We start from the raw sequence: 12,359 nt of genomic DNA, 5'->3' as shown, positions 1-12,359 counted from the left end.
GCGGCCGTGCGCGTCGTGATCGCCGAGGACAACGCCCTGCTGAGGGAGGGACTCGTCCTGCTGCTGACGTCGTCCGGGCACGAGGTCGCGGCCGTGGTCGGCACCGGGCCCGAGATCCTCCCCGCCCTCCTCGAACACCGCCCGGACGTCGCCGTCCTCGACGTGCGGATGCCGCCCGGCTTCCGCGACGAGGGACTGCGCGCCGCGCTGGAGGTCCGCAAGGAGATCCCCGAGCTGCCGGTGCTGGTGCTCTCGCAGTACGTCGAGGAGTCGTACGCCGCGGAACTGCTGGGCGGCGGAGCGAGTGGCGTGGGCTATCTGCTCAAGGACCGCGTGGGCCGGGTCGACGAGTTCCTGGACGCCCTGGACCGGGTCGCCTCCGGCGGCACGGCCCTGGACCCCGAGGTGGTGACCGAACTCCTCACCCGCCGCGGTGAGTCCCCTCTAGCCGCGCTGACCCCGCGCGAGCTGGAGGTCCTGAAACTGATGGCCGAGGGCCACGACAACACCACCATCGCCACGACGCTCGTCGTCACGGAACGATCCGTCAGCAAGCACATCGGCAACGTCTTCCTCAAGCTCGGGCTGCCCCCGAGCGACAGCGGCCACCGCAGGGTGTTGGCGGTGCTGGCGTACCTCAACAACACATAGGGCGCCGCGGGTTGCCGTATCGCCTGGCGCCGTAGCGGGGAGTGACTGGGACTCGCATGTTTTAAGTCCATTGCTTGACCTGGCTGAGGCGAGTGGGATTGCCAGGCCTCGTGGAGTTCTGCGGGGCGGCACACTCGCCTTGGAGGGTGAGCGCGATGTCGACGATCAGGTCCTCCTGTCCGCCGACCAGCCGGCGGCGACCGCACTCCATGAGGATCTCCCTGACCTCGACGCCGTACTGCCGGGAGGCGTGTTCGGCGTGGCGGAGGAAGGACGAGTAGACCCCGGCGTACCCGAGTGTCAGGGTCTCGCGGTCGACGCGGACCGGCCGGTCCTGGAGCGGTCGGACGAGGTCGTCGGCGGCATCCTGGAGCTTGAACAGGTCGCAGCCGTGCCGGAAGCCGGAGAGGTCCGCCACCGCGACGAACGCCTCGATGGGGCAGTTCCCGGCGCCGGCACCGTGCCCGGCCAGCGAGGCGTCGACGCGGCGCACTCCGTTCTCCACGGCGGTGACGGAGTTGGCGACGGCCAGGGAGAGGTTCTCGTGGGCATGGATGCCGATCTCGGTGTCCGGGTCGAGCACGTCGCGATAGGCACGCACTCTCGCCTCGACGTCCTTCATGGTGAGCCGGCCGCCGGAGTCGGTGACGTAGACGCAGGTGGCGCCGTAGGACTCCATCAGCTTGGCCTGGCGGGCGAGTTCGTCCGGCTCGGCCATGTGGGAGAGCATCAAAAAGCCCGCGACATCCATGCCGATGTCCCTGGCCGAGGCGATGTGCTGGGCGGCGATGTCGGCCTCGGTGCAGTGCGTGGCCACCCGGACCGAGCGCACGCCCAGGTCCCAGGCCCGCTTCAGCTCGTGGACCGTGCCGACCCCGGGCAGCAGCAGCGTGGTGAGCCTGGCCCGCCGCACAGCGGAGGCCGCCGCCTCGATCCACTCCCAGTCGGTGTGCGAGCCGGGGCCGAAGGTGAGCGAACCGCCGGCCAGCCCGTCGCCGTGGGCGACCTCGATGGCGTCGACACCGGCCTCGTCGAGCGCGGTGACGATCTCCCGGACACGCCGGGGAGTGATGCGGTGGCGCATCGCGTGCATGCCGTCCCGCAGGGTGACGTCCTGGACGAAGACCGGGATGCTCATCGGACCTGCCTTTCCGCGGCGATCCGCTCGGCGACCCTCAGCGCCGCTGACGTCATGATGTCGAGGTTGCCCGCGTAGGCGGGCAGGTAGTGTCCGGCGCCCTCGACCTCGAGGAACACCGAGACCTGATGGGTGGGGCGTTCGACGCCTGTGTCCAGCAGGGTCTGAAGCGGCTGGTCGTCGGGAACCGCGGTGATCTGCACCTCCTGCTTGAGCCGGTATCCCGGAACGTAGGCGGCCACCTCGGCCACCATCTTCTCGACGGAGTCACGGATCGCTCGGTGCTGTCCCGCATCCGGCGCGGTGACCAGGCACAGGACCGTGTCACGCATGAGGAGCGGCGGCTCGGCCGGGTTCAGGACGATGATCGCCTTGCCGCGCCGGGCGCCACCGACCCGCGTGATGGCCGCCGAGGTGGTCTCGGTGAACTCGTCGATGTTGGCTCGGGTGCCGGGGCCGGCAGATCTGGAGGCGATGGACGCGACGATCTCCGCGTACGGCGTGGGGACGACCCGGGAGACGGCGGCCACGACGGGAATCGTCGCTTGCCCTCCGCAGGTCACCATGTTCACGTCGGGGGCGTCGAGGTGCTCGCCGAGGTTGACCGCCGGGATCACGTAGGGGCCGATCGCGGCGGGCGTCAGGTCGATCAGCCGCTTGCCGTAGGGTGCGAGCCGCTCGGCGTTTTGCAGGTGCGCCTGCGCCGACGTGGCGTCGAAGACGACGCCGATGTCGGCGAACTCCGGCAGACGGATGAGTCCGTCGACGCCTTCGGCCGTAGTGGCGAACCCCAACCGTGCCGCCCGGGCAAGGCCGTCGGACTCCGGGTCGATCCCCACCAGGACGCCCATCTCAAGATGCTGGGCGTTCCGCATCACCTTGATCATCAGGTCGGTACCGATGTTGCCCGACCCGATGATCGCGACCTTTGTGCTGTTCACGATTCTCCCTCACCGAAGGTCACCGTCACCGCGCCGAGGGGGGAGATCTTCGCGGTGACCTTGTTGCCGGCCACCACCGGGTGCATGGGGCCGAGGGCGCCCGAGAGGATCACCTGCCCGGCCCGCAGCGGGTCGCCGAGTTCCCGTGCCTGTCGGGCCAGCCACACGACGGCGTTCAGGGGGTCTCCCAGACACGCGGCTCCGGTGCCGGTCGACACCTCCGTACCGTCGACCGTCATGCTCATCACGACGTCTTGGGGCGTGAACTCGTCCAGGCTCCTGCGCCGCGGCCCCAGGACGAAGGCACCGCAGGACGCGTTGTCCGCCACCGTGTCCACGAGGCTGATGTCCCAGTTCTCGATGCGGCTGCCGCAGACTTCCAGGGCGGGCACCGCGTAGGCGATCGCGCCGCGTACCTGGTCGGTGTCGAGGGGGCCTTCGGTCAGGTCGTCGGCGAGGGCGAAGGCGATCTCCGCCTCGACTCGCGGTTGCTGGACGGTCCGGATGGGGATGGTGTCGCCGCCGAGGTAGGACATGTCCTGGAACAGGATCCCGACATCGGGCCGGTCGACGCCGAGTTGCTGTTGTACGGCGGCCGAGGTCAGGCCGATCTTCCGGCCGACGACGACTCCGCCGCGCAGGATCCGCTCCCAGGTGATCTGCTGCTGGACCGCATACGCGGCGCGCAGGTCATTGGTACCGAGGAGGTCTCGCACCGGGGCGCACGGCACTCCGTCGGCGGCTGCCCGGAGGAGACGCCGAGCGGCTTCCTTCACCTGGGCGTCGGCGGTGGTGGTGGTCTCTTTCATGCCCCGATGCTCCGCGTCGGACAGGTTCTGAGACAGAGCGGAGTTCCGCGGGGCGGCACACTCGCCGGAGGAAGGAGCCGCCCTCAGCGGGAGGTGAAGCCTCAGGCAGCGGCGCGCGACAGGTCACGCGACAGGGCCAGCAGTTGCGGGGCGTACCGCTTCAGCTGCCGGGAACGGAAGGAGGAGACGGAGACCGCAGCCACGGCCGTGCCGGTCGAGGCGTCGAGGATCGGCACGGCGATGCACTGCAGCCCCTCCTGGAGTTCGCCGTCGTCGTACGCGAGACCCTCGTCGCGGACGCGCGTCAGTTCCCGCTCGAGTTGGGCATCGGTGTGGAGCGTGCGTGAGGTGAACCGGCGCAGCGGCGCCCCTGCCAGGAGCTGCACCTGCGCGTGCGCGGTGTACGCGAGCATCGCCTTGCCCAGCGCGGTCGCGTGCGCGGGCCGGCGCACCCCGACCGCGGTGGACGCGCATCCGGCATCGTGTCCGAACAACTTCTCCAGATAAAGGACGTCCGTACCGCTCAAGGTCGCCAGATGGACGGTGTCCCGGCCACCGGCGTAGAGATCCGTCAGATACGGCATCGCCCGATGCCGTAGACCGGTCGAGCGGATGGCGGGGGACCCTGCCCGGTTGCCCACCTCGAAGAGGCGCTCGGTCAGACAGTATCGACTGCCGATCTTCCGGACGAATCCGGCCTCCACCATGATCGACAGAAGGCGGTGTGCGGTCGATTTGGGAACGCCCACCGCCGCCGCCAGTTCCGTCACGCCCAGAACACCCTTCGGCCCTCTGAACGCGTCGAGCAGGACCAGCACCTTGGCGGCCGAGGTGTCCGCCGGGCCGTTCCGCTCCGCCGATCTCCGGTGCGGAGGGGTGGGGCCTGTGGGGATGGAGGGCATGCGGATCATGCTGCTCATGGGGATCACCACTCTTCGGACCGAGCATGTAAATGACCATTTACATGCCTGTCATCTAGTCACGCCGACGAGTGGGTGTCAAGCGGTGAGACATGGACCAGAGGCAGGGACAGCGATGCGGCCTCGGCCTGCCAACGCCGCCGACGAATGAGGAAATCCGCCGCTCGTTCAACGGGACGGAACCGCGCGCTTCCCCCGAACGCACCCCATGACAGAGCCTCGGCCCACATACGCACAGGTCATGAGGAGACGTCGATGCCACAGGACGTGACGGCCGAGGGAACAAGCCGGTCGGTCCGGACCAGGGACTGGAAGATCCACTACAACGAGGCGGGTGAGGGCCATCCTCTCGTGATGCTGCACGGCAGCGGTCCGGGTGCCACCGGCTGGAGCAACTTCGGTCCGAACCTGAAGGCGCTCGCCGACGGATTCCGCGTGATCGCGCCCGACATGCCCGGCTGGGGAGAGTCGGACGCGGTCAAGCCCGCCGAGCGGGACCACGTCGGAGCGGCGCTGCAACTCCTCGACACCCTCGGCATCGACAAGGCCGCCTTCATCGGCAACTCGATGGGCGGACTGACCTCGATCAAGCTCGCCGCCCAGCACCCGGACCGCGTCTCCCACCTGATCACCATGGGCGCCGGTGCGCCCGGACCGTCGCTGCTCACACCCGGCGGAGGCGTCACCGAAGGGCTGAAGACTCTGCTGGGGGCGTATCTCGACCCGTCACCGGAAGGCTTCCGCGCGCTCATCGACATCATGACCTACGACTCGGCCCACACCGGCGACGAATTGGTCCGGCAGCGTTCCGAGGCGGCGCGCAAACACCCCGACCACCTGGCCAACTTCATCTCTGATTTCCCGACCGGCATGGCCTGGAGCACCGTCGAGGAAGTGGCGGGCATCAGCACGCCCACTTTGCTCCTCCATGGGCGCGACGACCGGGTGATGCCCGCCGAAGCGTCCTTGCGGCTGCTCTCCCTGATCCCGGACTCCCGGCTGGTCCTGATCAACCGGTGCGGCCACTGGCTGCAACTCGAACACGCCGACGAGTTCAACAGGCTCGTGGCCGACTTCGTCTCCTCCCACTGATCCCGGCCAACAGCCGGGCATCACACATCCCCACACAGTAAGGAACACAAAGTGGCTGAGGTCACCAGTCTCGGATACGTGGTCGTCGACGCGACCGATCTCGACGCGTGGAAGGCGTACGCCTGCGACCTGCTCGGTCTCCAGGCGGTCGTGGACACGCCCGACAGGCTCCTGCTGCGGCTCGACGAGAAGGCGTACCGCCTGGACGTCCGCCGCGCGGACACCGACGCCGTCGCCGCGATCGGCTGGGAGGTGAAGGGGCAGAGCGAACTGGAGGAACTCGCGGCGGCCCTGGAGAGCAACGGGTACTCCGTCAAGCGTGCCGACGCCGAGGCCGCGAGCCGTCGACAGGTCAGCGGGCTGGTCGAGTTCGACGACCCGGAGGGACAGCGGCTCGAACTCTTCTGGGGCCTCGGCGAGTCCACCGAACGCTTCGTCTCGCCCACGGGTGCCCGGTTCGTCACCGGCACGGGCGGCGCGGGCCACATCTTCCAGTTCGTGCACGACGACGACGCCTACGGCCGACTGTACTTCGGCGTCCTCGGCTTCAAGCTGAGCGACTACATCGACTTTGGTCCCGGCATGGCCGGCACCTTCACGCACTGCAACGAGCGGCACCATTCGTTCGCCTGGGCCCCCGCCCCGCAGATGCCGCCCGGCGTGGGCCACCTGATGTTCGAGGTGGACGACCTCGACCTCGTCGGACGGGCCTGGAGCAAGGCCAAGCAGGGTGCGGCACCGATCATCATGCAGTTCGGCAAACACACCAACGACGAGATGCTGTCGTTCTACTCGATGACGCCCTCGGGCTTCCAGGTCGAGTACGGCTACGGCGGCAAGCTCATCGACGACGCCACCTGGACACCGGCCCGCTACGACGCGACCAGCTACTGGGGCCACGAGTTCACCGAGCACCGGGACCCCAACGAGCCCGACGTGTGAGCCACGCCCACCAGCCGACGGAGCTCCGGCGCCTGCCGGGGCTCCCGGTGGACCTCCGTAGCGTCACCGACCGCGGCGTTCGACACCGACGCCGGAGAAAGGGCTGCACCGGCATGAACCTCGCGCCCGAGGGGCTGAGCCCACTCCTGACCCCCGCCGTGCGCGTCGACGTCGAGGGCAGGACGCGATGACGGCGACCGACAACGGGTCCACGACCGACACCACGACACCCGGTGAGACCGCTCGGGAGCGGAGATCCTTCGAACTGCGGCTCCTGTCGCTGGTGACGCTGAGCATTTTCATCGTCGTGGCGAGCACCAGTGTCCTCACCATCGCGCTGCCGACCATGGCCCGGCATTTCGGGGCCTCGGCGTTCGAGTCGACGTGGCTGCTGCTCATGCCTTCCCTCGTCCAGACCTGCCTTCTGATCCTGTTCGGCCGAATCGCCGACCTGGTGGGGCTGCGCTGGATGTTCCTGGCCGGTCTCGGGATCTTCACCGTGTCGGCGCTGCTGTCCGGCCTGGCCACCTCCGTGGTCATGCTGATCGTGCTGAGCGCGGTCCAGGCGGTCGGAGCCGCCATGGTGCTGTGCAACACGGGGGCGATCGTGGGCGCGGTGTTCCCGGGGCAGCGACTCGGGTGGGCCATGGGGGTCTATCTCGCCGGCGTCTCCGTGGCGCAGATGATCGCGCCCTCGGTCGGTGGTCTGGTCACCGGGACCTTTGGCTGGCAATGGCTGTACTGGGGCCAAGTGCCCTTCGCGCTCGGGTGCATCGTGCTGGGGGCCAAGTACCTGGGGTCACTGCCCCGCAGCTCCGAACGCAAGCGCTCCCTCGACGTCTGGGGAGGGTTCACGCTGTCGGTGATGTCCGGCTTTCTGCTCTACGGTGTCTCCTCGGTACAGAGCTCGGGCCTGCGCAGCTGGCAAGTGGCGGTCGGCCTGGCGGTGTTCGCCGCGCTGATACCCGTACTGATCTTCGTCGAGTCCCGGGCCCAGGACCCCATTCTCCAGGCCCGACTGTTCAGACGCGGCTCGTTCCTGCTCGCCAATCTCAGCAATCTCCTCAGCGTACTGCCGAGGTTCGAGACCGTCCTGATCGCGGGCCTCTACTACCAGACCGTCCTCGGTGACTCGGCCGTGGCGGCGGGAATGAAGGTGCTCCCCCTTCCGGTGGGGATCACCGTCGGATCGCTCGTGGCGGACCGTATCGCCTCGCGCACGGGCATGCGCACCACAGCGATACAGGCGAGCGTCACCATGGCCGCCGGACTCGGCCTGCTCGCCCTGTCGTTCTCGTACGGACGGCCCTACGGGTGGCACCTGCTGGCGTTGCTTGCCATCGGTCTCGGCGCCGGTGTCTTCTCGACGGTCAACTCCACATTGATCATTCGTGAGGCCCCGCCGGGAGAGATCGGAACCGTCAACGGAATCCGGTTGACGATCATGAATGTCGGAGGGGCGGTCGCCCTCGCCGGGGGTCTCAGCATCGCGACGAGTTCCTTGCCGGTCACTGCCCGGTCCGCCTTCTACGAGGCCAAGGTGCCCCCGGACACGGGCATCGGCGTGTTGACCCACGGCTTCAATCTGCTGTTCGTCGTCATGATCGCGGTGGCGTTGGCCAGCGGCCTGATCCTGCTGGCGAAACCGGCGTCCGGCTGGGCTTCGGGCGACGACCCGCCGCTTCGGAAAGCGGCACGAAGTCGAGGCTGAGGGCCCGACGAATGCTCCGCGGGACGGGCGAGTTGCCCGCCGCGGACCCTGGGTGATCCGTCGCTCCCCACCGAGCGGTACCGGCGTCACCGGCGGATCCGGACACCGGGTCGGACTCCGCACCCGTACCGACAACCCCCTCGCTGTGCGGGACGAAGCACTCGCTCCGCACAGCGAGCAGGCAAGAAGATGGGAGACGACGATGCCGCAGCGACAAAGGAGACGCGCAGCGTCGGTGCAGTCACAGCCCGACCAGGTCCGCAGCCGCTGGACCGCCGTGGGGGCCTTCACTCTCATGGCGGCCGCGACACAAGTGGCCTGGCTCGGCTACGCGCCCGTCACGGGTGTCGCCGCCGACCACTTCGGGGTCTCGGAGTCCGCGGTCGGGTGGCTGGCCAACATGTTCCCGCTCTGGTTCGTCGTCCTGGCGATCCCGGCCGGGCGCATCCTCGACCGCCGCTTCAAGGCGGGCTTGGCGACCGGTGCGCTGCTCACCGCGGTCGGAGCAGCACTGAGACTGGTCGGCGACGCGTACGGATGGGCGCTCGTGGGGCAGAGCATCATCGCGATCGGCCAGCCTCTGGTGCTCAACGCGATCCCCGCCGTCGCCCGGAACTATCTCGCCGAGAAGGACCGCGCGCGCGGCATCGCCATCTCGTCGGCGGGGATGTTCAGCGGCATGGTCGCCGCCTTCGCGCTCGGCGCCGTCCTGCCCGGTGCCGGACAGTTCACCACCCTGGTCGGCATCGGTTCCGCTCTCTCCTGTGCCGCGGCCTTCGCTCTGCTGGTGGTGCTGAGGCACCCGGTGCGCACCTCCTCGCAGCCGACCGGGCGACGTGTCACGGTGCGCGCCACACTGGGCGACCCCTTCGTCCGGCGGATGTGCTTCATCGTCTTCTTCCCTTTCGGAACCTTCAACGCGATCATGACGTTCGCCGAGACGCTGCTGGAACCGGCGGGTGTGCACGCGGACATGGCGAGCATCATGCTGGTCATCGGAGTCGTCGCCGGCGTCGTCGGTTCCGCGTTCGTCCCGGTGGTCGCGGCACGTCATCACCGGGAACGGCAGACCATAGCCGTCGGGCTCGTCGTCGCCGCACTGTGCTGCCTGCTGCTGACGGTCGCGCCGTCGGTACCCACGGGCTTCGCGGGTCTGGCGATCCTCGGGTTCACGCTCCTGCCCTCCCTCCCGATCATCCTGGAAATGCTGGAACGGCGTACCGGAGACTCCGAGGGCACCGCCGCGGGCCTGGTCCTGCTCGCCGGAAACCTCGGCGCTCTCGTGGTCACCGGCGTCGTGGGGCTCCTGGTCCACGAGCCGGCCATCGCGTTCCTGGTCTGCGCCGGCGGCGCGATTCCCGCCGCACTGCTGCTTCGCGGCCTCAGCATCCCCGTGGCGGTCGAAACCCAGGCAGTTCAACCCATCTGATCGTGTCCGCCCCCAGTGCCGCTATGCCCAGACACCCGCACCCCCGGGAGCACCGCATGTACTTCAACTTCGCCACCACCTTGTGTGACGCCGCGCGGCTGCGGCCCGGCAAGCCCTTCGTCGTGACGAAGGACGAAACCCACACGTTCGCGGACCTGGAGCGCCGAGCCGGTCGCGCCGCGGCCGTGCTCGCCGCCCGCGGGGTCGCCGAGGGCAGCCGCGTCGGACTGCGACTGCCGAACGTCGTCGACTTCGTGCCGTACTACTTCGGCCTGCTGGCCCTCGGAGCCACAGTCCTGCCGATGAACCCGGCGGCAACCGCCCGCGAAGTCGGGTACGTCGTGGGCGATGCAGGCGTCGACGCCATCATCACGTTGCCGGCGGATCCGCTCGAGCCGGAGCCACCGGCCCCGCTCTGGCCGCTGAACGAACTCGTCGCCGCGGAGGAGTCGCATCCCGAGGTCCTCGCGCCGGTCGACAACGCGCACGACGCGACGGCGGTAGTCCTCTACACCAGCGGCTCGACCGGAGCTCCCAAGGGCGTCGAGCTGTCCCACCTCAACCTGCTCCTCAACCCGCTGCTGGGCAGCGCGACCGCGCCGAGCGACGAGAACGACGTCCTGTACGCCGTGCTGCCCTTCTACCACGTCTTCGGGCTGTCCGAGCTGCTCGACGGGGCCGTCCTGCGCCGCCAGACCCTCGTCCTGCGGGAACGGTTCTCGGTCACCGACCTGCTCGACGCGATCGAGCGGCACCGCATCACGTACTTGTACGGCGTTCCCACGATGTACCACGCCCTGGTCAACGCGGACCTCGACGGGCGGGACCTCACCAGCGTCACCACCGCGACCAGCGGTGGCGCACCGATGGCCCCCGAGCAGGTGCGGCTCATCCGCAAAGCGTTGCCGAACGCCGACTACGTCGAAGGGTACGGCCTCACGGAGACCGGCGGCGGCGGAACGGTCAACGGCAGCGCCTTCGAGTTCCGGCACGGCTCCGTCGGCCGCGCCGTCGTCGGCGCGGACCTCCGCATCGTGGATTCCGACGGCCAGGAGCTGCCGTCAGGGCCGGACCATATCGGAGAGGTGCTGTTCGGCGGACCGCTCGTCATGAAGGGATACCTCGGCCGGCCCGAGGAGACCGGTGAGGCGGTCCGTGACGGGTGGCTGCGTACGGGGGACCTCGGCTGGATGGACGAGGACGGCTACCTCTACATCGTCGGGCGCAGCAAGGAGCTCATCATCCGCGGTGGTCTGAACGTCTACCCCAACGAAATAGAGGCAGTGCTCCTTGAACACCCGGCGGTCTCCCTCGCCGCCGTCGTCGGCCGGCCGGACGATCACTACGGCGAGGAGGTGGTCGCCTTCGTGGTACCCCAGGACGGCGAGACCTCCTTCCCGGCAGCGGACCTCATCGACTACGCCGGCACGCGCCTGGCGCCCTACAAGATCCCGCGGCAGCTCCTGGTCAAGGACACCTTGCCGGTGGGTCCCACCGGCAAGATCGACAAGCGTGCGCTCGCCGCCGAGCTGCGTGAGAAGTGAGGACACGGCGATGGTGAGACTGCGACTGGCACCTGACGACGCGCGGTTCCGTGACGAGTTCCGCACCTTCCTGCGGGCCGGGATTCCACAGGAGATCCGTGACAAGGTGGCCGCCCACGAGGAGTTGACGCGTGACGACTACGTCACCTCCCAACGCGTCCTCAACGCGGCGGGCCTGGCGGTGCCGGACTGGCCCGTCGAGTGGGGAGGCCACGACTGGACGCCGTTGCGAACCCACATCTGGCACGAGGAGCTCGCGGAGGCGGCCGTCCCCCGGCCGCTCGAGTTCAACACCTCGATGGTCGGCCCGGTGATCGCCGCCTTCGGCAGCCAGGAGCAGAAGGAACGGTTCCTGCCGCCCACGGCGAACCTCGACATCTGGTGGTCGCAAGGGTTCTCCGAGCCCGAAGCCGGATCGGACCTGGCTTCCCTTCGGACCACCGCGGTCCTGGACGGGCACCACTGGGTGGTCAACGGCCAGAAGACCTGGACGACTCTCGCCCAGTACGGGGACTGGATCTTCACGCTCGTACGGACGGATCCCGCGGCCCCGAAACGTCAACTGGGCATCAGCTTCCTGCTCATCGACATGAGCAGCCCCGGGGTGACGGTCCGTCCGATCGAGCTCGTGGACGGCACCTTCGAGGTCAACGAGGTCTTCTTCGACGACGTGCGTGTCCCGGCGGACAACCTCGTCGGCGAGGTCAACAAGGGCTGGACGTACGCCAAGTTCCTGCTGGGCAACGAGCGGACGGGACTGAGTGGGGTCGGCGAGACCAAGCGCATGCTCGCCACGGCGAAGCAGCGCGCCCATGCCCTGGGCCTGCTCGACGACGCCTCCTACGTGCACCGGTTCACCGACCTGGAGAACGAGCTCCTCGCGCTGGAGCTGACCGCGCTGCGTGTGGCGGGCGGCGCCGCCCACGAGGCTGCCGACCCTGCGTCGTCGGTGCTCAAACTGCACGGCACCCGCCTGTCCCAGGCTGTCACCGAGCTGGTCGTCGACATGGCGGGGCCGGCCGCGCTCGCCTCCGGCGCGGACGACGGATCGGATCTTCCGCGGTGGGCGCGACGGAGCGTCCCGCACTACCTCAACGAGCGCAAGACCTCCATCTACGGCGGATCCAACGAAATACAGCGCACCATCATCGCCACCACGATTCTCGGACTCTGAGGGCAGTC

At 68.9% G+C, this 12,359-nt stretch carries 11 protein-coding genes; 7 read left to right on the top strand and 4 right to left on the bottom strand.

All coding sequences use genetic code 11. The features are described 5' to 3' along the window. The first annotated feature begins 6 nt into the window (after window positions 1–6). Complete coding sequence (locus AB0959_RS14550; RefSeq protein ID WP_366826741.1) at window positions 7–651, top strand: response regulator transcription factor; 645 nt, start codon at window positions 7–9, stop codon at window positions 649–651. 61 nt (window positions 652–712) lie between these two features. Here AB0959_RS14550 and dmpG read toward each other — a convergent pair whose 3' ends face one another. The 4 genes from dmpG to AB0959_RS14530 all read right to left on the bottom strand — a co-directional run bounded on the left by dmpG (window position 713) and on the right by AB0959_RS14530 (window position 4,459). Then, window positions 713–1,789 carry a 4-hydroxy-2-oxovalerate aldolase gene (dmpG, locus tag AB0959_RS14545; RefSeq protein ID WP_366826740.1) on the bottom strand — a complete coding sequence of 359 codons (1,077 nt, stop codon included), beginning with the start codon at window positions 1,787–1,789 and terminating at the stop codon, window positions 713–715. Further along, window positions 1,786–2,730 carry an acetaldehyde dehydrogenase (acetylating) gene (locus tag AB0959_RS14540; protein WP_366826739.1) on the bottom strand — a complete coding sequence of 315 codons (945 nt, stop codon included), beginning with the start codon at window positions 2,728–2,730 and terminating at the stop codon, window positions 1,786–1,788. Before AB0959_RS14540 ends, dmpG begins: the two co-directional genes overlap by 4 nt. Beyond that, window positions 2,727–3,539: a fumarylacetoacetate hydrolase family protein gene (locus tag AB0959_RS14535; protein WP_366826738.1), complete on the bottom strand. Its 813-nt coding sequence runs from the start codon at window positions 3,537–3,539 to the stop codon at window positions 2,727–2,729. Before AB0959_RS14535 ends, AB0959_RS14540 begins: the two co-directional genes overlap by 4 nt. Before the next feature lie 101 nt (window positions 3,540–3,640). Further along, window positions 3,641–4,459, bottom strand: coding sequence for an IclR family transcriptional regulator (locus AB0959_RS14530; protein ID WP_366826737.1), 819 nt, complete (start codon window positions 4,457–4,459; stop codon window positions 3,641–3,643). A gap of 255 nt (window positions 4,460–4,714) precedes the next feature. On the opposite strand from AB0959_RS14530, the gene AB0959_RS14525 reads away from it, so the two are divergent. From AB0959_RS14525 to AB0959_RS14500, 6 genes are all read left to right on the top strand, one after another. Next, the gene (locus tag AB0959_RS14525; RefSeq protein WP_366826736.1) at window positions 4,715–5,551 is read left to right on the top strand and encodes an alpha/beta hydrolase; all 837 of its coding nucleotides are present in this window, start codon (window positions 4,715–4,717) and stop codon (window positions 5,549–5,551) included. Window positions 5,552–5,602: 51 nt separating this feature from the next. Further along, a complete protein-coding gene (locus AB0959_RS14520; protein WP_366826735.1) occupies window positions 5,603–6,493 on the top strand; it encodes a VOC family protein in 891 nt (296 codons plus the stop codon). Window positions 6,494–6,680: 187 nt separating this feature from the next. Beyond that, a complete protein-coding gene (locus AB0959_RS14515) occupies window positions 6,681–8,204 on the top strand; it encodes an MFS transporter (protein WP_366826734.1) in 1,524 nt (507 codons plus the stop codon). A gap of 235 nt (window positions 8,205–8,439) precedes the next feature. Beyond that, a complete protein-coding gene (locus AB0959_RS14510; protein ID WP_366826733.1) occupies window positions 8,440–9,633 on the top strand; it encodes an MFS transporter in 1,194 nt (397 codons plus the stop codon). Between the two features lie 23 nt (window positions 9,634–9,656). Beyond that, complete coding sequence (locus AB0959_RS14505; protein WP_366826732.1) at window positions 9,657–11,177, top strand: AMP-binding protein; 1,521 nt, start codon at window positions 9,657–9,659, stop codon at window positions 11,175–11,177. Window positions 11,178–11,187: 10 nt separating this feature from the next. Continuing rightward, window positions 11,188–12,351 (top strand): acyl-CoA dehydrogenase family protein, encoded by a 1,164-nt coding sequence (locus tag AB0959_RS14500; RefSeq protein WP_366826731.1) that lies wholly within the window; start codon window positions 11,188–11,190, stop codon window positions 12,349–12,351. Window positions 12,352–12,359: the final 8 nt, after the last annotated feature.

Origin of the sequence: Streptomyces sp. NPDC046862, assembly GCF_040704615.1 — a bacterium.
In the GTDB taxonomy this organism is placed as follows: Bacteria; Actinomycetota; Actinomycetes; order Streptomycetales; family Streptomycetaceae; genus Streptomyces.
The sequence above is the reverse complement of the archived record's forward strand: the minus strand, read 5'-3'. Positions and strand labels throughout refer to the sequence as shown.

What these genes read in the sequence shown, in the direction of transcription:
- dmpG (WP_366826740.1), bottom strand. Translation starts at nt 1,789, where the DNA reads ATGAGCATCCCGGTCTTCGTCCAGGACGTCACCCTGCGGGACGGCATG.
- AB0959_RS14535 (WP_366826738.1), bottom strand. Translation starts at nt 3,539, where the DNA reads ATGAAAGAGACCACCACCACCGCCGACGCCCAGGTGAAGGAAGCCGCT.
- AB0959_RS14530 (WP_366826737.1), bottom strand. Translation starts at nt 4,459, where the DNA reads ATGAGCAGCATGATCCGCATGCCCTCCATCCCCACAGGCCCCACCCCT.
- AB0959_RS14525 (WP_366826736.1), top strand. Translation starts at nt 4,715, where the DNA reads ATGCCACAGGACGTGACGGCCGAGGGAACAAGCCGGTCGGTCCGGACC.
- AB0959_RS14515 (WP_366826734.1), top strand. Translation starts at nt 6,681, where the DNA reads ATGACGGCGACCGACAACGGGTCCACGACCGACACCACGACACCCGGT.
- AB0959_RS14505 (WP_366826732.1), top strand. Translation starts at nt 9,657, where the DNA reads ATGCCCAGACACCCGCACCCCCGGGAGCACCGCATGTACTTCAACTTC.
- AB0959_RS14500 (WP_366826731.1), top strand. Translation starts at nt 11,188, where the DNA reads ATGGTGAGACTGCGACTGGCACCTGACGACGCGCGGTTCCGTGACGAG.